Genomic DNA, 22622 nt, shown 5'->3' on the forward strand with positions numbered 1-22622 from the left:
GAAAGAGCAAATTACAAAAAAGGGCCATTTTTTCTTAGACGAATAGTTTAAGGCTGAAAATAGAAAATTTGCTATACAAACAAGTTTTATAAGGGTTTATACTGTATTTGGAAAACCTATGATGTGTATTTGATGTGATTTTTATGAAATGATTAGGACTTTTTTAATTCATTATCCTTTTCACATTTTCCATTTGATTAAAGCATCTAGAATGAATTTCAAGACCTTCTATATACTGTTCGAGGCTCATTCCGTATAAATTTGGAATGTTTTCTAAATTGCTTTCGTTTGAGGACGAGATCTTAAATTGGTTTTGAAAAGATTCGGAAAGGTTATTTTCTTTTTGGTTGTTATGATGAGTTGTCATAAATGGCTTTGGTTGAAATGGTTGTAGTATGTTTTTAAGATTGCGAGGTTAAAAGTTTTATTTTTTCTATTGCAAGTTTATTCTCGTTTGCAACTTCTACTAATGCAAGCAAAATGTCGTTTCTGAGTATGGTTTTATTTCTGACGTTTCGAATTAATGATTTACTTGGAGCAGGCTGCCCTTTTTTTACGATACAAGCAATTGTAAGATCCACATACGTAACGGGTAAATGCTTATCTATAAATTCATAAGCTTTTTTATTGTGAGAATTATCTTCTTTAAAATTGCTATTATTGATTAATTTTGACATATATTTGCTAATAATTATTTGTATGTATTTTATTACGTGTAAATGTAAGAATAATATTATATTATTTATTCTTTTTTATGTTAAAAAATATATTATAGCTATATTTTGTTTGAATTTTAATAATGATGTATCACGAGAAACTAAGTAAATTCTTTAAGGATAAAGGATTAAAGCAAAAGGAAGTAGGGGCAATTTTAGGATTTAGCCCTGCAATGATTGGAAGATATTTGCACGGAACAGCTAGTATAGGTTCTGAATTTATTATTAGCTTAAGTAAAAATTTTCCAGATGTGGATTTGAATGATCTTTTTGCCGATGAGCAAAATAAGGTTAATGAAGTTGGGCCAGTGTACGAGAAGCAGAATATCTTGAATGACTTACAAGAAATTGAAGGTCGTATTCATAATATTCGCCTTCGTCTGGCAGACAAAAAGTTTGAGGAATGATAGAATGTTTTCCAAAAAGTATCTAACAATTTAAAATGTCACAGTATTAATTAAACCGCTCTTTTTGAGTGGTTTTTTTGTTTAAAATATCCCTTTTTTATTTAAATCTACGCTTACAGTTTAAGTTTTTTTTTACTAAATTTGATTAACAATTTCTAGCAGTAACCAATATGGAAAAATTAAAACGACCGGTTTATGTTAAACCAGGAGCAGATGATTTTTTTAAAAAGATGCGTTTAGAAGTGAATGAAACGGTCTTAAAAAACTCGTCTTTGTATGTATTAAACGTTGTGAAGTCTTTAGGGCTTCTGGCAGTATTTTTTTTGTTCTACGCCTGTATTTTAATTTTCGGAAACCAGACACCTTTTTTATTTCTTTTTTACATTTTGTCTGGAATTACAATGATCGTTTTGTTTATAAATGCTTTTCATGATGCTGCACATGGAGCTTTGTTTAAAAAGCCAAAGCATAATGAATGGTTTTTATATGTTTTAGAACTCTTCGGGAGTAATCACTGGCTTTGGATGCGACGCCATATAAGTCTGCATCATGCGTATCCAAACGTACCAGATTGGGACGTAGATATCAAACAGAGCGATATTATTAGAATATTTCCAAATAGTCCGCTGTTTAATTATCATAAGTATCAGCACATTTACATGTGGTTTATTTATCCTTTTTACAGCCTCAATTGGCTTTATATTAGAGACTTTAAAGATTTCTTTGGAACTAAGGATAATTATGTAAAGAAAGTAGTAGATAAAATTCCGAGGCAAGAAGTGTATAGACTGTTTGCTGCTAAGATCATCAATCTTGTTTATTTGCTTTTTATCCCGATGATGTTGTTAAGTCAGCCTTGGTATATGGTGCTTTTTGCGTGGCTGTCAATGCATTTATGTGGTAGTGCGCTTGGCGTAGTGGCATTGGTTTCAACTCACGTTGACGAAGATGCTCATTTTCCGCATGCGGATGAAGACGGAAATCTTTCCGATACTTGGGTAATGCACCAAATGATTGTGACTAAAGATTTTAGTACAGAAAGCAAATTGGCTAATTTTCTTTATGGCGGGTTTACACACCATGTAGCGCATCATCTTTTTCCTGCAGTTGGACATACCTATTATCCTTATATTACGCCAATTATAAGACGTTATGCAGAGGAATACGGTCTGCCTTACACATCATATCCATTTTATCATGCTGTTCGATCTCATTTTAGAATGCTGAAAGACAAAGGTGTAAAAGAGAATATTTTAGTTACAGGAGAAATATAGTTTTCAAAATATTTAATAAAAAAAGCGGTTTTTAAGCCGCTTTTTTTATGATCGTAATTATTTTTTAAGTTCTGTATTCTCTTTTTTGATATTTAGATCTTTCAAGAAGTTACCTTTTATTGCAATCTCAAAATTATCTTCTTTAAAAATGGTCAGTTTTGATTCTGAAAATTTATAGACGTTGATTTTATTGTTTTTAACGTCAATGTATAAATCATAAGAATAGGTGCCACAATCGTGCTGCTTACAACCCCAAGCATGGAGTATATTATCTTGTTTTTCAAAAGGGGTTTCGGCATTCCAGTTTTTTACCATTTGATCGTAATCAGATCCTAACAATTTTTTTAATCTCGGAGCCAAACTGCTTTTAGTTAAAAACTGTGTTCCGACGACGCTTTTATCTACTAAATCATATAAAGTATCGTTCGGATTTATAGTAGTGCTGTCTGTCTTTAAAGCCTCAGTTTTTATAGAAGTGGAATCTGTTGTAGGAACTTCTTTTGCAATGTCTTTTTTGCATGAAAACAAGATTAAACTGCTAGCAATAACTATTGAAATGTATTTGGTTCTATAATTCATAATATAACTGATTTTAGAATGAATATTTTAGTTGAAAAGTTATAATGGTTTAATTTTCATAAAGATATTAAATATAATGTTTGTTTTGAAAGTAATGTATGACGGGTTTTGAATTGAAAAAAATAAACTTAAAAATTTAAGATATTATCATAAGAACCAATTTTTAAGATTTTTTGTTTAACTTCAATTTTTAAAATTGTCTTACAATGAATCATACTTTCAAAATTTTAGTCTTTTTTCTTTTAGGAATAGGTTTTTTACAAGCTCAGAATGAAGTTTACATTTCTCCTGCAGAAGTTAAGATTTCTGATACTGCGTTTGTAAATCTAAGAGATTATAGCAACGATTTTGTTTATGATATGAAATATGCCACAGATGATAATTTCTTAAAAACTAAAGTTTATGATTGCGCTGAATGCATGCTTCGTTTAAAAACTGTAAAAGCCTTAATTGCGGCCAATAAGGATTTTTTGAAGAAAGGCTACAGAATCAAATTATATGATTGTTATAGGCCTTTAGATATTCAGAAAAAAATGTGGGAGATTGTATCGGATCCTATTTATGTGGCAGATCCAAAAAAAGGCTCCATTCATAACAGAGGAGGAGCCGTAGACATTTCTTTAGTAGATATAACAGGAAAAGAAGTCGATATGGGAACTTCTTTTGATTTTTTTGGAATTATGGCGAGTCATAATTTTAAACAGCTTTCAAAAGAAATTCTTTCTAATAGAGCTTATTTAAAAAAGACCATGATTAAAAATGGTTTCAACTCTTTTGATTCTGAGTGGTGGCATTATAATTTAAAAACAGGTTTAAAAGATAAAGTATCCAATCAGAAATGGAAATGCGATTAAAAATTACTCGACGCACCTGATATTGTCCATAAAATAAGTATTCGGATTAGTCACTTTTCCAGTTAGTTCCGAGGTAAGTTCTCGTTTTACGATATAATCTTCGGTATTCGTAAGATATTTAATTCGCATTATTGAAATTGGAGATTTTTTCAACTCTTCATAATTGTCTTTCATAAACATAAAAATCCCAGTATTGATTCGGTTGTCAAAACCTTTGTCATCACGAACAAGTGTACCGCAATTTTCTTGATTAATGTGCATTAGAGTTACAATTTTTCCGTTTTCTAATTGCAAGAATATTTTCGAGTTTTTATCAAAACAATTTGCCTTAATAAAATCTTTGCTTTTTTGGATAGATTGAAGGTTTAATGTAGGCAAACCATCAGTTTGTGCTAAAGAGAAGAAAATATAATTAAAGCTTCCGCCAAAATATTTTTCACTCATTAAATATTCATTTGTTACTTTATAAGATCCGATAGAATCATTTACATTGACACTATATTCACATGGTTTTTGGGCAAATGCGGTAAAGGTTAATAAGAAAAGAGTTAGTGTAATTAATTGTTTCATTGTGTTAGATTATTTTGGTGCAAATTAAAACTATTTTGTTATCTTTTACATCTGTCGTAAAAAAACAATACAAATTACCTCCATTTTTTATTTTCCATTTTTTTCTAATGTTTTCTACAGTTTCAGGAAAATTACGAGTAGTGACATTAGCTTGTTTATTGGCTAGTTCATTTTTCATTTCGTTTTTGTTGTACGAAATGACTTTTTGAACCTCAAATTTTCTTCCTGGAAAATCAATTAAATGGTCTGAAGTATATAAATGCGAATGTTTATGCAGTTTATTGATATGAAAAGCTGAGCTAACTTCATCAAAACCGCCAGATTTCATGATAGCGGCATTGGGCTCGTAGAGATATTGCTGAGGCAAACCATAAGAATGCGATATTGTTTCGCTTCCTAAAACAAATTCAAAAGTTTCTATTCTTTCTTTTAAGATGTTGGACGTTTTTAAAGTTATTTCGCCTGTATATCCTTTGTGAATTTCAAAAAGCAGTTCTTTAACTTCGTTTTCTAGAGCAATGATGTGAATGTTCTTTACATTTTTTAATTCTGATAATCCTGCTGAAATATCCAGTAAAGGAGCAGTCTTGATTAAAATCGAATCTGATTTTTGAAAATAAAAATCAAGCAATTCAGGAACATTTGGCAGACAGTCTTTCAGCATAAAGACTTTGCCTTTGCTGTCATTTCTTCGTGAAGGATCGATATAAATCCAGTCAAATTTTTGATTGGTTTCTTCTAAAAAATGAGTCGAATCGCCAGCATGAAAAACGCAATTTTCAACTTGCAATTTTTTAAAATTGTTTGAAACAATTGCAGATAATTCTTCATTTATTTCGCAATGTGTTATCGATTTAAATTTCTTAGAAAAATAATAATCGTCAACACCGTAGCCACCCGTTAAATCAATAAGAGATTCTCCAGCTATTAAAGAAGCTTTGTAAGATGCAGTTTTTTCTGAAGAAGTCTGTTCTACAGAAATCTTGCTTGGATAAATAATGTTTTCGGTAGCAAACCAAGTAGGAAGTTTTTCCTTTGCTTTTGTTCGGGCTTCAATTTGATTTAAAATTAAAATCCAATCCACTTCTGGAAACGGATTTTTCTGCAGCGCCAATTTTGTTATATCTGCACCAGTATTTTGAATTATATATTCTTGAATTTCTGGATGCAAAATAGGATTGTTCAAAACTAAATTCTTTCGGTTAATACGGAGACGATTTTATTGTCTGGAAAAAATTCTTTTAATATTACTTTAATCATTGTAAATGCTGGAATTGCGATTATCATTCCGACAATTCCAAATGTAATACCACTAATTAATATAACTAAGAATATTTCTAACGGATGCGAATTTACGCTTTTTGACGAAATTATTGGCTGGCTAATGTTATTGTCAATTGCTTGAACTACTAAAAAGCCTATAACAACATAAATAGTTTTTGGTAAGATTTCAGATTGAAAATCTTGTCCAATCATGCTGATCATGGTTAAAATTGCAGCCAAAGTTGTTCCAATAATGGGTCCTAAGTAAGGAATTATGTTTAGAATGGCACATAAAAAGGCAATCACGAAAGCATTTTTATTTCCGAAGATTAGCAATACAACAAGATAAAGAATAAATACGACAATTAATTGTAGCAAGAGACCAATAAAATATCGGGTTAATAAGTGATTAATTTTTGTGATTGAATTCAAAATTTTATCTTCATTTGAATCAGGAAGAATTCTTCTTGCTTGATTTTTAAAAATTTCCTGATCTTTAATGAAAAAGAAAGTAATAAAAAATACAGATACCAATCCCATTCCCATGTCGGCCATAAAATTGATAATCGAATTTATAAAGCCAGTGAAATAACTGAAATCTAAGAATGATGTAAGCTTAGAATCTTTTATAATTTTATTTAAGTCAATATGCTGAATATTAAAGTATTCTTCAAGATGGGTTTCTGTTTCCATAAATTTAGCCTGAAGATGCGCTGTGTCTAAAAGTGCTAGATTATTTGCTTGAGAAATAATTAAAGGAACAAACAATAATATGAAGCCCACAATTAAAAAAATGAAAAAGATAATTGTAGTTGTGGCCGCCAAAGAATTGTTGAATTTTAATTTGTTTTTTAAAAACAAGACCATCGGATTTGCAATTAAACACAATATTAGCGAAATGCATAAGTAGACGATTACTGTTTGGATTTCATATAAAAAATATAAAACGATGCCAATTATTAAGATTGTAGCTAAAGCTCTTAATATTCCGTTTGAAATAGTTTTTGATGTGATCATGTTTAAAATTTAGACTATAAATATAGGAAAAAGCATTCTAAAATTTAGACATAAACAAAAAAAGGCGAGATGATTTCATCTCGCCTTTAATTAAGTTTTTTTTATTATGGTTGTGCAAAAGAAGCTCTAGCACCTCCAGTTGTAAAAATAGCAGCAATTCTATTTTTCTGACCTGTTGAGAACATGTACATAGCTGCGTCATCTACATAATCCATGTAGTTCATCGTCATTTCTACAGGTGTACCAGAGCAAGTGCTATAGTGTGGGTAAGCAGGAACTCCGTAGTTTGCTGTGTTATGAGTAGGAGTATCTGCAACAAGATCGCTTCCGCAAGTTGCGTCTCCCCAAATGTGACGTAAGTTCATCCAGTGACCAACTTCGTGTGTAGCTGTTCTTCCTAAGTTAAATGGTGCATTTGCAGAACCAGATAATCCGAAATAGCGAGAGTCAATTACTACTCCGTCAGTTGCAGAAGAACCGCCAGGAAATTGTGCATAGCCTAAGATTCCGCCACCAATTGCACATGACCACATGTTTAATTTTGTAGTTGGAGAAGTTGGAGCAATTCCGCCCTGAGCTGTTTTTTTCATAGCGTCATTTGTTCCCCAAGAAGTTTTTGTAGTAGATTTTCTGATAACTTGATCTAAAACAAAAGTAATTCCAATGTTAGCTTTAACTCCTGCAAATAATGCTGGTACATTATTGTAGTCTGAGTTTAAAGCATTGAAATCTTTGTTTAAAACATCGATTTGTGATTGAATTTGTGCGTCTGAAATGTTTTGTGCAGCAGTTCTGTACAATACATTCACTACAACTGGAATTTCGATTTTACCATTTACCAAACGGCCAGTAAAATTTGAACCTGCGTGTTGTGCAGTAAAAGTTTCGATTTCATTCATTCTAATTGCCAATGTTGGATCGGCTTTCAATTGAGCTTCTAAAACTTCTTGTGTTGCACAACCTCTTCTTGAAGCAACGCTCGCATCTGCATTAGCAGAATCAGATTGTTCATTTTGACAAGCAAACAGCATTAATGCTGCAAATGTGGTAATAATAACTTTTTTCATAATAAATTGGGTTTTTTGTTATAAAAATGTTGATTAGTTGAATAATGCGACAATTTTATAACAAAATACCTTTTTCGCAAAATATTAGAAAAGAAATTTTGTGAGAAATTTTACAATCCCTTACAAACAGTGATTCCTACAAAAATCAACATTAAAAAATTATTAAGTATTTTCTTTCTTTTGTGTTTTTAGAATGTATTTCGTCGTGATTATCTGTCGTTTAACGATAACTTTAACTTTAAAATTCAGTAAAAATTTAAAAGAAATTTTTCAGAGTTCGAATTTTTACAGCGAAGTAATTTCGTAAAGCGCTATGCTAGCAGCCTGTACCACATTCATACTGCTGTTTTTGCCAAACATAGTAATATGCACAATTTGGTGCGAGAGTTTTAGAAGTTCTTCTGAGATTCCGTTAATTTCACTTCCAATCAAAAGAGCGATTTTTTTATCGAAAGGAATCATAACTTCTTTTAAAGGTTTGCTGTTTGAAGTAATCTCTAAGGCAATAATTTCAAAATTATTATCAGTCAAATAGGAGTGAAGCTCACTATAATCTTCAATTACAGAATGAGGCACATGAAGATGTGTGCTGCGAGAAGTTTTATTGATTTTACGAGGTGTAAGGGGAATATCTTTTCCGAAAAAGACTATGTTTTCAACTCCGAAAGCCTCAGAAATTCGGAACAAAGAACCAATATTCTGCTGAAAGTAAATATGATCGCATACCAAAGTAATGGGAAACGTTTTTCTTTCAAATTGATTTTCTTCGTGAGTTAGCTGCACTTTCTAGAATTTAATTGGTAAAAATATAATTGATGATGTTTGCACCCATTTTAAGAGCTTTGTCTCTTACGTTAGCAGGATCGTTATGGACTTCGGCATCTTCCCATCCATCACCCAAATCACATTCGTAAGTATAGAGTAAAACCAGTTTATTGTCTATAAAAATTCCAAATGCCTGCGGGCGTGTTCCGTCATGCTCGTGAATTTTTGGCAATCCGTTAGGAAATGGAAATGGCTTTTGAAAAATGGGATGGTTTGCCGGAAGTTCTACTAAATTATTATTTGGGAATATCTTTTTGATTTCTTTTCGAATAAACTGATCCATTCCGTAATTATCATCGATATGCAGGAAACCTCCGGCTGTCAAATAATTTCTCAAATTGGTTACATCAGCATCGCTAAAAACTATATTTCCGTGCCCCGTCATGTGCACAAACGGATACGAAAACAAATCTGGATTGCTTGGTTCTACTGTCGAAGGTTTGTTCTTAATGCGGGTATTAATATTCGCATTGCAAAAACTGATCAAATTAGGCAAGGAGGTTGGATTTGCATACCAATCGCCGCCGCCGCTGTATTTAAGCAAAGCGATTTCTTGTGAAAAAGAAGAAATTGAAAAAAGTAATAATAAATAGAATATTTTTTTCATGTTAGTTTTAAATATCGTGTTCTTCGCATTTTTGTCATTTCGACGAAGGAGAAATCTCCACAAGTAGCTCGACAATGATTAGTAGGTTTTAATGATAAAGTTGTATAGTAATTATTCATTAAAAAAAACAACGCTATGACAAGCCACAACAGCAGCTGTTTCTGTTCTTAAACGTGTATTTCCTAAAGTTACTGGTTTGTAATTGTTCTCTAATGCCAATGCAATTTCTTTCTCAGAAAAATCGCCTTCTGGACCAATTAAGATGGTTACATCTTTATTTGGTTTTAAAACTTCTTTCAAAGACTTTTTATCGGTTTCTTCGCAGTGAGCAATTAATTGAAGACCATTTTGTTTTTGTTTCATGAATTCTTTAAACGAAATTGCTTCATTCAATTTTGGAAGAAAGGTTTCGTTGCATTGTTTCATTGCCGAAAGAATGATTTTTTCAAAACGATCGCGATTAATTACTTTTCGTTCAGAACGGTCGCAGAAAATCGGTGTAATTTCTTGAATGCCGATTTCGGTAGCTTTTTCCAAAAACCATTCAAAACGATCATTCATTTTGGTTGGCGCGACGGCCAAATGAAGATGAAATTTTGGCTTCTCGGCATTTTTTATCGAAAGGACTTCAACGGTGCATTTATTGTCTGAAGCCAATGTAATTTGCGTTTCAAATAATAGTCCTGAGCCATTTGTAACATGCAGAATATCTCCATCTTTTTTTCTGAGAACTTTTATTATATGACGGCTTTCTTCTTTATCAAAAGAAAAACTTTGAGTTGTCTCGTCGATATTCGGATTAAAAAATAACTGCATGATTAAAATTCGATTCTGGCTTTAGAAACCACAGAAGAAGTTTCAAAACGATTAGATAAGTATTTTTGGTATCCTACAATTCCTATCATTGCAGCATTGTCTGTTGTGTATTCAAATTTCGGAATAAAAGTTTTCCAGCCATATTTGCTTTCTGCTTCCTTCAAAGTATTTCTAATTCCTGAATTTGCAGAAACCCCACCGCCAATGGCGATTTGTGTAATTCCAGTTTCTTTTACAGCCAATTTTATTTTATCCATCAAAATTTCGATAATCGTATGCTGAATAGAGGCGCAAATATCATTTAGATTTTCTTCAATAAAATTCGGATTCTGTTGTTTGTTTTTTTGAATGAAATATAAAATAGCGGTTTTTAATCCAGAGAAACTAAAATCTAATCCCGGAACTTTTGGTTTTGTAAAAGGAAATGCTTTTGGATTTCCTTCCTTCGCATATTTATCAATCAAAGGTCCGCCTGGATAAGGAAGTCCAAGAATTTTAGCACTTTTATCAAATGCTTCGCCTACAGCATCGTCTGTAGTTTCTCCGATAATTTCCATATCAAAAAAACTATTCACTTTTACAATCTGAGTATGTCCTCCGCTAATGGTTAAAGCTAAAAAAGGAAATTCAGGTTTGTCGTAGCCTTCTTCATCAATAAAATGAGCCAATATATGAGCATGCATGTGATTTACAGCAATTAACGGCACATTTAAGGCTAGTGATAGTGATTTACTGAATGAAGTCCCCACCAATAAAGAGCCCATTAATCCTGGGCCTTGTGTAAATGCGATTGCGCTTAACTGTTCTTTTTGTACATTTGCTTTACGAAGTGCAGCATCTATCACTGGGACAATATTCTGCTGATGCGCTCGGGAAGCCAATTCGGGAACAACACCTCCGTATTGATTATGAATTAATTGATTGGCTACAACATTTGACAATACTTTGTCGTTATGTAAAACCGCGGCAGCAGTATCATCGCATGAACTTTCGATGGCTAGAATAAAAACCTCTGGATTTTGCATATAAAGGCACAAATTTTGAATTATATTTGACAAATCAAATGAATTTATCTCTTTGATTTAAGCAGTGCTCCAAAATTAAAGAATTTTTATCAAAAACAGCCGTTCTTTGTCTGTTCAAAATAAATTTAAAAGAAACTAAAATTAAAGAAGCTATCAAAAAAGTAAAGAAAATAATATCTAGAACCCTAATTGGGTTGATTTTACTTTTGTTAGCATTGGCTATCATACTCTCTCTTCCTGTGGTTCAGACACAGATTGCTAATTATGTTACCAACAGATTAAATGAAGATTACAAGGTTAATATTAACGTTGAAAAAACGGCAATCAATATTTTTGGTGGAGTAAAATTGAAGAAAGTGACGATCTTAGATCATCATAAAAAAACAATGATTTATTCGGATATCATCACTACCGATATTGCCAGTTTTAGTAGGCTTTTAGACGGAGATTTAATTTTTGGAGATTTACGTTTGACAGGTTTGATTTTTAATTTAAAAACCTACAAAGGTGAAGACGAGAATAATATCAATAAGTTTATCCAAGCTTTTGAGGTAGAAAATACGCCTAAGAAAAAATCAACGAAGCATTTTTTGTTGACGGCCAAAAACGCTTACATCGAAAAAGGAAGATTTTCTGTTGTTGATGAAAATAAAACGACTCCCAAATTTCTGGATTTCACAAAGTTAAATGCGTATATCAGTGAGTTCAAGTTGTATGGACCAGATGTAAATACAAACATTCATAGGTTTTCATTTATGGATCATCGCGGTTTGTATGTTTCCAATTTTGCAGGGAAATTCAGTTATACCAAAAAACAGATTAAAGTCGAAAATCTGGCTATAAAAACCAAAAGATCTTCAATTTACGGCGTAGCCATTTTAAATTATAAACCTTCAGATTTTCTTGATTTTACAGATAAAGTTCGATTTGATGTTTTAATAGATTCATCTTCTATTGCTACCAATGATATTCGCCATTTTTATGATGGTTTGGGTAAAAATCAACATTTTAAACTAAAAACTAAGTTAGACGGGCCGTTGAACAATATGACGCTTAGAGGATTGAGACTAAGCGACACAAACGGATCAAAAATTAACGGAACAATCAATTTCAGAAATCTTCTGGGCAGCAAAGAGCAGAAGTTTTCTATGGATGGAAAGTTTAGCAAACTGCTTTCTAGTTATGATGATTTGGTGGTTTTACTTCCAGGAGTTTTAGGTAAAAGGCTTCCGAAAGAAATGAAGCGAATCGGTAAATTTAATATTGTAGGAAAAGCTAAAGTTTCAACTATAGCATTAGAAACTGCTTTTAAAATTGCCACAGATGTCGGAAATGGAGAAGTTGATCTTCATTTGAATAATATGGATTTTATTGATAAGGCTTCTTATTCTGGAAATATTATCTTAAACAATTTTGACGTAGGCGCGGTTTTAAATAGAAAAGATATTGGAAAAACTACTTTGAATCTTGATGTAGATGGAGTTGGTTTTACTGAGAAATATTTGAATACCGTTATTAAAGGAGACATCTCGAAACTAGATTACAATAAATATACCTATAATAATATAGTAGTAAACGGAAATTTCAAACTTCCTTATTATAAGGGACAAATTGCGATAAACGATCCGAATTTAAATTTAAATTTTGATGGTTTGTTGGATTTGAGCAAAAGAGAAAATCGTTACGATTTTCATATTAATGTTGAAAACTCAGATTTAAGAAAGCTTAAATTTATAAACGATTCTATTTCACATTTTAGAGGAGATGTCGTAGTTCAATTAACTGGAAATTCTATTGAAAACCTTCAGGGAGATATTTTTATAAACGATGCTGAATATCAAAATCCTAAAACAACTTATGTTTTTGATCAAGTCAATCTAAACTCAAGTTTTGATGCTGACCGTTTAAGGACTATTACAGTTAGTTCAAATGATGTTGTAGACGGAAAAATTGTCGGTAAATTTAGATTTGATCAATTGGATAAATTGGTTATGAATTCTGTAGGTAGTTTGTATACCAATTATAAACCTTATAAAGTTAGAAAAGGGCAATTCCTGAATTTCAATTTCCGTGTTTACGATAAAGTAGTCGAAATGCTTTATCCAGAAATAAACATTGATTCGTCGACAGTTGTACGAGGAAAAATAGATTCAGATTTGCAGGAGTTTAAATTCCGTTTCAGATCCAAAAAAATTACGGCAGATAAAAACACATTTGATAATATACGCATTAACATTGATAATAAAAATCCGCTTTATAATGCTTATGTTGAATTAGATAGCATCAAGACTCCTTATTATAAGATACGAGATTTTAATTTGATTAATGTTACGGCAAAAGATACGCTTTTTGTTCGTTCGGAGTTTAAAGGTGGAGATAAAGGCGAAGATTATTTTAATCTCGATTTGTTTCATACAATTGATAAGAACAAAAACAATATTGTCGGAATCAAGAAATCTGAAATGAAGTTTAAGGATTATATCTGGTACTTAAACGAAGATGCTGAAAAAGACAATCAGATTGTTATCGATCAGTATTTTAAAAACTTTACATTTGATAATATTGTTTTATCTCATGAAAGCCAGAAAATTGATTTAAACGGAGTTATAAAAGGAAAAGATTATAAAGATCTTGTGTTGACTTTTGAAGATGTTGACATCAATAAAATTACGCCCGCAAATTCCAAATTTGTATTTAATGGTAATTTGAATGGAAATGTCAATTATAAGCAGAATAAAAATGTTTATCAGCCCACGGCATCCATAAAAATTGATCATCTTGTCATGAACAATACAGAATTGGGTACGCTTAATTTTGATATTTCTGGAGATGAATCTTTTAGAAAATTCACGGTTAACTCCTCAATCCAGAATGGTTTTACCGAGTCGTTTAGGGCTAACGGAACTTTTGCTATAGAGAATAAAGAAACCATTATGGACATGAGTCTTAAACTGGAAGGCTTTAATCTGGCTACTTTAGGAACGATTGGCGGAGATGTTTTGTCAAATGTGCGAGGTTCTGTTTCTGGAAATGCTGCTGTTATCGGAAATTTGAAGAAACCCGAAATCAACGGACGTTTGTATGTTGAAAAAGCCGGAATGACAATTCCGTACCTAAATACCGATTACGAATTAAGCGATCGAACGGTTATTGATTTGACGAATGAAAAGTTCTTGTTTAGAAATAATCAATTAACGGATACGAAATACGGTACGAAAGGTTTGCTGAATGGAAGTATCGAACATCATAATTTTGGCGATTGGAAGCTAGATTTAAATATTACTTCTAAACGTTTGGTGGCATTAGATACAAAAGACAGTGACGATGCCGCCTATTTCGGAACAGCTTTTATAAATGGAACAGCAAGCATAAAAGGTCCCGTAGAAAGTCTTTTTATTAAGGTAGATGCAAAATCTGAAAAAGGCACCGAGGTTAAGATCCCAATTAATAATGCGCAAAGTGTTGGAGAAAGCAGCTGGATCCATTTCGTAACACCAAAAGAAAAGTATAATCTTGAGAACGGAATTGTTGAAAAAACAAGAGATTATAATGGACTTGAACTGGAGTTTGATTTTGACATTACACCAGATGCCGAAGTTGAAGTTATTCTAGATCGAAATTCGGGGCATGGTATGAAAGGAAAAGGATATGGATCGCTTTTGTTTAAAATCAATACTTTAGGTAAGTTTAATATGTGGGGAGATTTCCAAGCATACGAAGGAACTTATAATTTTAAATACGGTGGACTTATCGATAAAAAGTTTACCGTGAAAAAAGGAGGTTCGATTATATGGGAAGGAAACCCGATGCGTGCCCAGCTGAACTTGGAAGCAGTTTATAAAACGCAAGCCAATCCAGCAGTACTTTTAGATAATACTTCGTCATTCAACAAAAAAGTTCCTGTAGAAGTGGTTATCGGTTTAAGAGGAGATTTAGCAAGCCCAGAACCTAATTTTGATATTCAGTTTCCATCGGTAAGTAACGTTTTAAAATCGGAGATACAATATAAACTGGATGATAAAGATATTCGCCAAACACAAGCTCTTTATTTGTTATCGACTGGTTCGTTTATGAGTACCGACGGATTTAGCCAGGGAGATTTCTCTGGAACATTGACAGAAACCGCTTCAAGTTTATTAGGAGGCATTATTAAGTCAGATAATGATAAAGTAAATATCGACTTAAACTACATTGCTGCAGATAGAAGAACAGGGCAGGAGGTTGACGGTCAGTTTGTGGCTAATATATCGTCTCAAATTAATGAAAGAATTACCATCAACGGAAAACTAGGAGTTCCGGTTGGAGGTGTAAATGAATCTGCTATTGTTGGAGATATAGAAATTTTGTATCGTGTAAATGAGGACGGAACAATGAACCTTCGTTTATTCAATAAAGAAAATGATATTAATTATATAGGACAAGGAATTGGTTATACGCAAGGTGTGGGTATCTCTTATGAGGTAGATTTTGATACTTTTAGTGAGCTTGTAAATAAGCTGTTTAAAAACCATAAAATAGAAAAAGCTGTAAAAAGTTCTTCTCATGATGATCTTCAAGACTCATATCTTCCTGAGTATATGAATTTCTCAAGTAAGAAAGATTCAGAAAAAAACAAGAAAAAAGCAAAAGAAGAGGAAGAGAAAAAGAAAAAGGAGGAAGAAAAGAAGAAAAAAGAACAGGAACATACACCAAGCAATAATCAAGGATTAATTCCTGACAACGATTATTAACACTTTGTTAAAAATAACCTTTTATAAAACCATTATTCTCATAATGGTTTTTTTTGTGCTAAATTTAGGCACTCTTTTAAAATTTTCCATGTGAGAGGGAAATTCTGATTTTTATAACACTTCATTAGGGTATTGTTAATTTTGACGATTTAATTAAAAAAATAGCGTTTTATTATTTTTAATGAAATTTTTTCCTAGAAAAAACTTATTAACGAAAACGTTTGAATTTAACAGATTTTATTAATTTATGATAATCGTAACCCGAAAAGTGCTGAATGTTTGCTAATTTTACACTTTAATACTTAAATAATGCCAAAAACAATAAAAAAAGTAGGTGTTCTTACCTCAGGAGGAGATTCACCTGGAATGAATGCTGCAATACGATCAGTTGTTCGAACTTGTGCATATCATAATATAGAATGCATCGGAATTTATAGAGGATACCAGGGAATGATTGAGGGTGACTTCAAAGAAATGGGACCACGTAGCGTAAATAATATTGTAAACAAAGGTGGAACGATCTTAAAATCGGCTCGTTCAGTTGAGTTTAGAACCCCTGAAGGTAGAAAGAAAGCACACGAGAATCTTGTTAAGGCTGGTGTTGATGCTTTGGTTGTTATTGGTGGTGACGGAAGTTTTACCGGAGGATTAATTTTTAATTCAGAATTTGGTTTCCCGGTAATGGGAATTCCAGGTACAATTGATAATGATATTTATGGTACAAGTTTTACTTTAGGGTATGACACAGCGTTAAATACTGTTGTAGACTGTATCGATAAAATTAGAGACACAGCGAGTTCTCATAACCGTCTTTTCTTTGTAGAGGTTATGGGTAGAGATGCTGGTCATATTGCTCTTAATGCAGGTATTGGTGCAGGAGCAGAAGAAATCCTTATTCCTGAAGAAGATCTAGGTTTAGATCGTCTTTTAGATTCGCTTCAAAAAAGTAAAGCGTCAGGAAAATCATCAAGTATAGTGGTTATTGCTGAGGGAGATAAAATTGGTAAAAATGTATTCGAATTAAAAGATTATGTTGAAGCCAACCTTCCTGAATACGACGTAAGAGTTTCTGTTTTAGGACACATGCAGCGTGGTGGTTCTCCATCTTGTTTTGACCGTGTTTTAGCAAGCCGTTTAGGAGTAAAAGCAGTAGAATCTTTAATTGAAGGAAAATCTAATTATATGGTTGGACTTCGTGAAGATAAAGTGGTTCTAACTCCACTTGAGCAAGCTATCAAAGGAAAATCAGAAATTGATAGAGAATTATTAAGAGTGTCAGACATAATGTCTACATAATCAATATAAAAGTTTAAAAAAGAAAAGAAGTTTATTGTGAGGAAATTAGACTTTGAAATAGTGTAATAAAAACAAAAGCAAAAAATTTAGTAAAATGTCAAAAGTAAAATTAGGAATAAACGGATTTGGACGTATCGGAAGAATCGTTTTTAGAGAGTCTTTCAATAGAGATAATGTAGAAGTTGTTGCAATCAACGACTTGTTAGACGTAGATCACTTAGCTTATTTATTAAAATATGATTCAGTTCACGGTCGTTTCAACGGAACTGTAGAAGTTAAAGAAGGAAAATTATATGTAAACGGAAGAAATATCCGTATCTCTGCTGAAAGAAATCCAGCTGACTTAAAATGGAACGAAGTTGATGTAGATGTTGTTGCTGAATGTACTGGTATCTTCACTACTATCGAAACTGCAAGTGAGCACTTAAAAGGTGGAGCTAAAAAAGTAATCATTTCTGCTCCTTCTGCTGACGCTCCAATGTTTGTAATGGGAGTTAACCACGAAACTGCAAAAGCTTCTGATTTAGTTGTTTCTAACGCTTCTTGTACTACAAACTGTTTAGCTCCTTTAGCTAAAGTTATCCACGATAATTTCGAAATCGTTGAAGGTTTAATGACAACTGTTCACGCAACTACTTCAACTCAAATGACTGCTGACGGACCTTCTAGAAAAGACTGGAGAGGTGGACGTGCTGCTGCAATCAACATCATTCCTTCTTCAACAGGTGCTGCTAAAGCGGTTGGAAAAGTTATCCCATCTTTGAATGGAAAATTAACAGGAATGTCTTTCCGTGTTCCTACTGCTGACGTTTCTGTAGTAGATTTAACTGTAAAAGTAGCAAAAGAAACTACTTACGAAGAAATCTTAGCTGTATTGAAAAAAGCTTCTGAAAATGAAATGAAAGGTATTTTAGGATATACTGAAGATGCAGTTGTATCTCAAGATTTTATCTCAGATAAAAGAACTTCAATCGTTGATGCTGGTGCAGGAATCGGATTAAACTCTACTTTCTTCAAATTAGTATCTTGGTATGACAATGAGTACGGATACTCAAGCAAATTAATTGATTTATCTGTACATATTGCAGGTTTAAAATAATAATATATATTTTTGCAAAATCCCGTTACTTTTACAATAACGGGATTTTCTTATTTTGTTACTTCTATAATTAATGTAAAAAACACACTTTTAAATTAAAAATAGAAAAACCTAATTCCAAAAACTAAACAAATGAAATTAATAGTTGACAGTGGATCTACTAAAGCCGATTGGATTGCGATAGATGATAATGGAAAAGTATTATTCACAACACAAACTTTAGGATTAAATCCTGAAATTCTAGACGAGCCAGAAATCATTGAAAGATTGAATGACCGTTTTGATATCTTACAAAATAAAAAAAATGCTACGCATTTATTCTTTTATGGTGCCGGTTGTGGTACGGATAGAATGAAAGAGTGGCTGAAAAGAATTTTTCAAGAATATTTTTCTAACGCAATTGTAGACGTTCAAGAAGATACTTATGCTGCTGTTTATGCAACAACTCCAAAAGGAGAAGAAGCAATAGTGTGCATCTTAGGAACAGGTTCTAACTGCAGTTATTTCGATGGAAAAACATTGCACCAAAAAGTTCAATCTTTAGGATACATCGTAATGGATGATTGCAGTGGTAATGTTTTTGGAAAAGAACTAATTAGAAAATACTATTTTAATAAAATGCCTAAAGAATTGGCTGTTGAACTTGAAAAAGAGTACGACGTTGATCCTGATTTTATTAAAAACAAATTATATAAAGAACCAAACCCGAATGCTTATTTAGCAACTTACGCTAAATTTTTGATTAAGCATAAAGACACAGAGTTCTGCAGAAAAATCATTTTCAAAGGAATGAAATCTTTCGTTAAGAATTACATCAAACAATTTGATAACTGCAAAGAGGTTCCAGTACATTTTGTTGGTTCTATTGCATTTTATTTGAAAGATGAATTACAAGAGACATTTAACAAATACGAACTTCAATTAGGGAATGTTTTAAGAAGACCAATTGATGGATTAATTGCTTACCATGTCGCTAATCAATAGTTCTGGTTTTATGGAAATTGCCATTATTGCTCATGATGGTAAAAAAGCAGATTTGATTGATTTCCTAATCAAAAATGAAGCTGTTTTACACAATGAAAAAATAAGGCTTATCGGTACTGGTACTACTGGAGGGAAAGCAGAAGCTGCTGGATTTAAAACGCAGAGAATGCTTTCTGGTCCGTTGGGTGGCGATGCGCAAATTGCAGGAAGAGTCGCGGAAGGAATAACGAATATGGTATTCTTTTTCAAAGATCCTTTATCGAGCCATCCTCATGAAGCAGATATCAATATGCTTATTCGTGTTTGTGATGTGCATAATGTGCCGCTGGCAACCAATGAAGCAACGGCACAATTATTATTAGATGCTATTGCACTGCAATTATAGATATTTCTACATTAACATTTTTTGGCAGACAAGCCACTTGAACCGTTTCACGAGCTGGAGCGGTTTTTTCGTTAAAATAAGAACCGTAAACAGCATTTATTGCGCCAAAATTGTTCATGTCCATGATGAAAATAGTTGACTTTACAACGTTTTCAAAAGTCATGTTAGCTGCTTCAAGAATAGCTGCAATGTTTTTCATAACTTGAGTAGTTTCATCATTAATATTGTCTGTAACCAATTCTCCTGACTCAGGATTGATTGCGATCTGTCCAGAAGCATAAAGTGTATTTCCAGATAATACAGCTTGATTATAAGGTCCGATTGGAGCCGGAGCTTTCTCGGTAAAAATGATTTTTTTCATAATGAAATTATTTTGATTCGAAAGTAGTTTATCTGTTAGAAACGCTGCGTTTGTTCCATTTGATATCGCTAAGCATACCAGATTTAATTCCGATGAAGAAGTTCCAGTTAGAATTTGTTCCCAAAGGCTGCCAGTTAAAGGCCATTCTCCAGCTTAACAAATCTCTTTCAAAACGGAATTGCGTAAAGGTAACTCCTTTTTGTACAAAATCGTAACCAGTTGAAACCCCAGCTTTCCATTTAGGAGTAAGGTCCGTATTGATAGAAACCATGATAGAGTTTCCGGAAATAGTATTTTCTCGTTTTACGTTTGAATAGGTTAACGAATACGCAAGCGTCATATCCCAAGGAACTTTAGAATTAAAGAATTCTGTTATCACATCTTCTTTTTCAGGTTCATTAGCAAATTGGCTGTTGCGGCTGTCATTTAAATCGGTATTGGTTCCAAATAAATCATCGCTACGTCCACCGTTCCTCTGGCTTTGCGTGTTTTTTTCCTTTCCGGTTCCTTTATTCGAGAATGAGTAGTTTACGGTTACGTTTGCGCTTGTCATTCTAAATAAACTTCCGCCATTGTCAATGTTGAATTTATCAATTTTGTTACCTCCATTGTCAATCGCATATGGGTCTAATGTGGCACCAAAATTCATATTCATTTTATTATCAAAAAATTGGGTTCCACCACTAACCAATACAGGCTGCCATCCAAATGTTGTTTTTCCGTCAGCGTTGAAGTTATAGCTCGTACTGAAGTTTAAGTTGTTCAGCAGCATTATTTTTTTAGGCTCTGTTTTTGTACTGTCTCGGTCTCTTACTTTTGCCTCAAAAGTATTGCTCAGAGCAAAACCAACAATGTTAGAATTCTCTTTTCCTGGAGCACCGTATAATCCGTTCTCGAATCTTGTGTATTCAGAAGTAATTCTTCCAGAAGCATCCACGGCATATGTGTCGTAATATTTCTCAAAACTTGGCGTATAAGCATACGTTATGCTTGGACGCATGACATGTCGAATAGATTGGATTTTTTTATCAGCTCCAAAATTAAAAGTTCCGTAAATAGTAGTTCCTAAATTGGTGCTGAAATTATAAGTTCTAAAAGCATCAAAACCATTTACGGTCTTATTAATAGTTTGTCCGGCAGTAGGGTCGTAAACTTTTTGGATGGTTTTATTAACCCATGTTTCTTGATAAGTTGTTGAAGCTCCAGCACTAAAATATTTAAAAATTTTAAAGTTAGTGCTCAATGGTATAGTCTGTTGTAATCCTAACTGTGCATCATTAAACATTTGAGGTTTGAAAAACAACGAATCTTTTGTTTTGAAATAGTTTTTACCGCTTACGTTATATTGTAAGTTGATGTTTTTAATTAATCCTTTTTTTACCCCATTTTTCCCAACAAATGGATAAATACGATCAATACTTCCCTGCAAAGATGGAAGTGTCATAATAATGTCTTCTGTCTGAGTATTCTGGCTGTGCGTTGCAGATAATGAAATACGTGAGCCAGGAATTGTATTAAAAGTTTTATTATATGAAATCGAAGAGCTTAAGGTGTTGTTTAAGTTCGATCCAATGTTGGCTTGGTTGATAGATTGTTTGAAGTACTTACTACTACCCATGTTTACAGAAGCAGAGAAAGTAGAATTTGGATTTGATTTGGTGTCTTTAGAATGCGACCACTGAATATTGTAAATGCTTTGTTTTGAGTAATCAGGATAACCACGCTCGCTGTTGATTAGATTTTCAAAACGAATGTTGACATTTCCTCTATACTTATATCGTTTGGCATACGCAGATTCAAATCGCATGGCGTAACTTCCGTTGGTGTAATAATCGCCAAGTACGGTTAAGTCATAATTATCACTAAGAGCAAAATAATAACCTCCATTCTGCAATGAAAAACCTCTTGTGTTAGAATCGTTGTAGCTTGGAATAATAATACCCGAAACGCTCTTTTCCTGACTCATTGGAAAATAAGCGAAAGGCAATGCCAAAGGAGTTGGAACGTCAGCAATTACCATATTGGTCAAACCCGTAATTACTTTTTTCCCTGGTATAAACTTAACTTTACTAGTCTGGAAATAGTATTCAGGATGATCTACATCTGTTGAAGTGGTAAAACGGGCACCTTTTAAAAAGTAAACCGAATCGTTTTCTTTTTTAGTAACTGCAGCCTTAATTTTAAATTCGCCTTGTTCTGTTCGAGAATTGTAAATTAAGGCCTTTTTGGTTTTAAAATTAAATCGGATAGAATCTGGTTGTACTTCGCTTGCTCCCTGTTTAAAATTAGGATATTGCGTTAAAACACCGGCAGAATCTTTAATCCTTCCTGCATAAACTTCATCTTTTTCATAATTAAGTACAATTATACCCGATTTTAATTCTACATCTTTATAGTATAATTCTGCTTCATTATATAGTGTGATCAGCTTATTTTTCTGGTCAATTTTAGCATAGTCTTTGGCCACATATCTAACTTTTCCGTCCAAAAAAGTCTTTTTTGGTTTAACAGTATCTAGTTTTATGGTGTCTTTAATGGCAACAGATTCTTTATCTGTTTGTTTTACAGCAGGTAAAGGCTTTTTTTTGTTTTTTATTTCTTGCGAATATAAATTACCACAACCTATAGTTAGGAAAAATGATATTAAAACGATATTAAATAAGTTTGTATGCAAAGGTTTAAATGCTATTTTTGTAAAATTATGGCTTGTTTTTTGACACGTCAAACTTACATATAATTTTTTGGCA

The 22622-nt window shown here is 32.7% G+C and carries 20 protein-coding genes; 8 read left to right on the forward strand and 12 right to left on the reverse strand.

What is annotated here, in order from left to right; translation table 11 throughout:
* Positions 1 to 401 precede the first annotated feature (401 nt).
* Complete coding sequence (locus FF52_RS20965; RefSeq protein ID WP_008468781.1) at positions 402 to 677, reverse strand: hypothetical protein; 276 nt, start codon at positions 675 to 677, stop codon at positions 402 to 404.
* A 122-nt stretch (positions 678 to 799) separates the two neighbouring features.
* On the opposite strand from FF52_RS20965, the gene FF52_RS20970 reads away from it, so the two are divergent.
* The gene (locus FF52_RS20970; protein ID WP_119792011.1) at positions 800 to 1123 is read left to right on the forward strand and encodes a helix-turn-helix domain-containing protein; all 324 of its coding nucleotides are present in this window, start codon (positions 800 to 802) and stop codon (positions 1121 to 1123) included.
* A gap of 170 nt (positions 1124 to 1293) precedes the next feature.
* A complete protein-coding gene (locus FF52_RS20975; protein ID WP_008468785.1) occupies positions 1294 to 2397 on the forward strand; it encodes a fatty acid desaturase family protein in 1104 nt (367 codons plus the stop codon).
* Positions 2398 to 2454: 57 nt separating this feature from the next.
* Here FF52_RS20975 and FF52_RS20980 read toward each other — a convergent pair whose 3' ends face one another.
* The gene (locus FF52_RS20980) at positions 2455 to 2976 is read right to left on the reverse strand and encodes a hypothetical protein (protein ID WP_008468787.1); all 522 of its coding nucleotides are present in this window, start codon (positions 2974 to 2976) and stop codon (positions 2455 to 2457) included.
* A gap of 206 nt (positions 2977 to 3182) precedes the next feature.
* On the opposite strand from FF52_RS20980, the gene FF52_RS20985 reads away from it, so the two are divergent.
* Positions 3183 to 3830, forward strand: coding sequence for a M15 family metallopeptidase (locus FF52_RS20985; RefSeq protein WP_008468789.1), 648 nt, complete (start codon positions 3183 to 3185; stop codon positions 3828 to 3830).
* A gap of 3 nt (positions 3831 to 3833) precedes the next feature.
* On the opposite strand, the gene FF52_RS20990 is transcribed toward FF52_RS20985, so the two are convergent.
* The 8 genes from FF52_RS20990 to tsaD all read right to left on the reverse strand — a co-directional run bounded on the left by FF52_RS20990 (position 3834) and on the right by tsaD (position 11020).
* On the reverse strand, positions 3834 to 4400 hold the full coding sequence (locus FF52_RS20990) for a hypothetical protein (protein ID WP_008468792.1): 567 nt from the start codon (positions 4398 to 4400) through the stop codon (positions 3834 to 3836).
* A 4-nt stretch (positions 4401 to 4404) separates the two neighbouring features.
* A complete protein-coding gene (locus tag FF52_RS20995) occupies positions 4405 to 5586 on the reverse strand; it encodes a THUMP-like domain-containing protein (RefSeq protein ID WP_008468794.1) in 1182 nt (393 codons plus the stop codon).
* 2 nt (positions 5587 to 5588) lie between these two features.
* Positions 5589 to 6680, reverse strand: a complete 1092-nt coding sequence (locus FF52_RS21000; protein ID WP_008468796.1) for an AI-2E family transporter — start codon at positions 6678 to 6680, stop codon at positions 5589 to 5591.
* Between the two features lie 104 nt (positions 6681 to 6784).
* On the reverse strand, positions 6785 to 7747 hold the full coding sequence (locus FF52_RS21005; protein WP_008468799.1) for a zinc metalloprotease: 963 nt from the start codon (positions 7745 to 7747) through the stop codon (positions 6785 to 6787).
* A gap of 285 nt (positions 7748 to 8032) precedes the next feature.
* Positions 8033 to 8530, reverse strand: coding sequence for a TrmH family RNA methyltransferase (locus tag FF52_RS21010; RefSeq protein ID WP_008468801.1), 498 nt, complete (start codon positions 8528 to 8530; stop codon positions 8033 to 8035).
* A 10-nt stretch (positions 8531 to 8540) separates the two neighbouring features.
* Complete coding sequence (locus FF52_RS21015) at positions 8541 to 9179, reverse strand: DUF4159 domain-containing protein (RefSeq protein WP_008468803.1); 639 nt, start codon at positions 9177 to 9179, stop codon at positions 8541 to 8543.
* Between the two features lie 111 nt (positions 9180 to 9290).
* Positions 9291 to 9995, reverse strand: coding sequence for a 16S rRNA (uracil(1498)-N(3))-methyltransferase (locus tag FF52_RS21020; protein WP_008468805.1), 705 nt, complete (start codon positions 9993 to 9995; stop codon positions 9291 to 9293).
* 2 nt (positions 9996 to 9997) lie between these two features.
* Positions 9998 to 11020, reverse strand: coding sequence for a tRNA (adenosine(37)-N6)-threonylcarbamoyltransferase complex transferase subunit TsaD (gene tsaD / locus FF52_RS21025; protein ID WP_008468807.1), 1023 nt, complete (start codon positions 11018 to 11020; stop codon positions 9998 to 10000).
* A 194-nt stretch (positions 11021 to 11214) separates the two neighbouring features.
* Here tsaD and FF52_RS21035 point away from each other — a divergent pair, with 194 nt between their 5' ends.
* From FF52_RS21035 to FF52_RS21055, 5 genes are all read left to right on the forward strand, one after another.
* Complete coding sequence (locus FF52_RS21035; protein WP_008468811.1) at positions 11215 to 15750, forward strand: translocation/assembly module TamB domain-containing protein; 4536 nt, start codon at positions 11215 to 11217, stop codon at positions 15748 to 15750.
* Positions 15751 to 16059: 309 nt separating this feature from the next.
* The gene (gene pfkA / locus FF52_RS21040) at positions 16060 to 17046 is read left to right on the forward strand and encodes a 6-phosphofructokinase (RefSeq protein ID WP_008468812.1); all 987 of its coding nucleotides are present in this window, start codon (positions 16060 to 16062) and stop codon (positions 17044 to 17046) included.
* 94 nt (positions 17047 to 17140) lie between these two features.
* Positions 17141 to 18145 carry a type I glyceraldehyde-3-phosphate dehydrogenase gene (gap, locus tag FF52_RS21045; protein WP_008468814.1) on the forward strand — a complete coding sequence of 335 codons (1005 nt, stop codon included), beginning with the start codon at positions 17141 to 17143 and terminating at the stop codon, positions 18143 to 18145.
* A gap of 132 nt (positions 18146 to 18277) precedes the next feature.
* Positions 18278 to 19129, forward strand: a complete 852-nt coding sequence (locus FF52_RS21050) for an N-acetylglucosamine kinase-like protein (protein ID WP_008468817.1) — start codon at positions 18278 to 18280, stop codon at positions 19127 to 19129.
* Positions 19130 to 19139: 10 nt separating this feature from the next.
* Complete coding sequence (locus tag FF52_RS21055; RefSeq protein ID WP_035692130.1) at positions 19140 to 19514, forward strand: methylglyoxal synthase; 375 nt, start codon at positions 19140 to 19142, stop codon at positions 19512 to 19514.
* On the opposite strand, the gene FF52_RS21060 is transcribed toward FF52_RS21055, so the two are convergent.
* Both FF52_RS21060 and FF52_RS21065 read right to left on the reverse strand, forming a co-directional pair.
* On the reverse strand, positions 19495 to 19875 hold the full coding sequence (locus FF52_RS21060) for a RidA family protein (protein WP_008468820.1): 381 nt from the start codon (positions 19873 to 19875) through the stop codon (positions 19495 to 19497). The genes FF52_RS21055 and FF52_RS21060 overlap by 20 nt on opposite strands.
* 28 nt (positions 19876 to 19903) lie before the next feature.
* Entirely contained in the window at positions 19904 to 22600 is a 2697-nt protein-coding gene (locus tag FF52_RS21065; RefSeq protein WP_008468823.1) for a putative LPS assembly protein LptD, read from the reverse strand.
* Between the last annotated feature and the right edge of the window lie 22 nt (positions 22601 to 22622).

It is taken from the genome of Flavobacterium sp. F52, assembly GCF_000278705.1.
GTDB classification, from domain to species: domain Bacteria; phylum Bacteroidota; class Bacteroidia; order Flavobacteriales; family Flavobacteriaceae; genus Flavobacterium; species Flavobacterium anhuiense.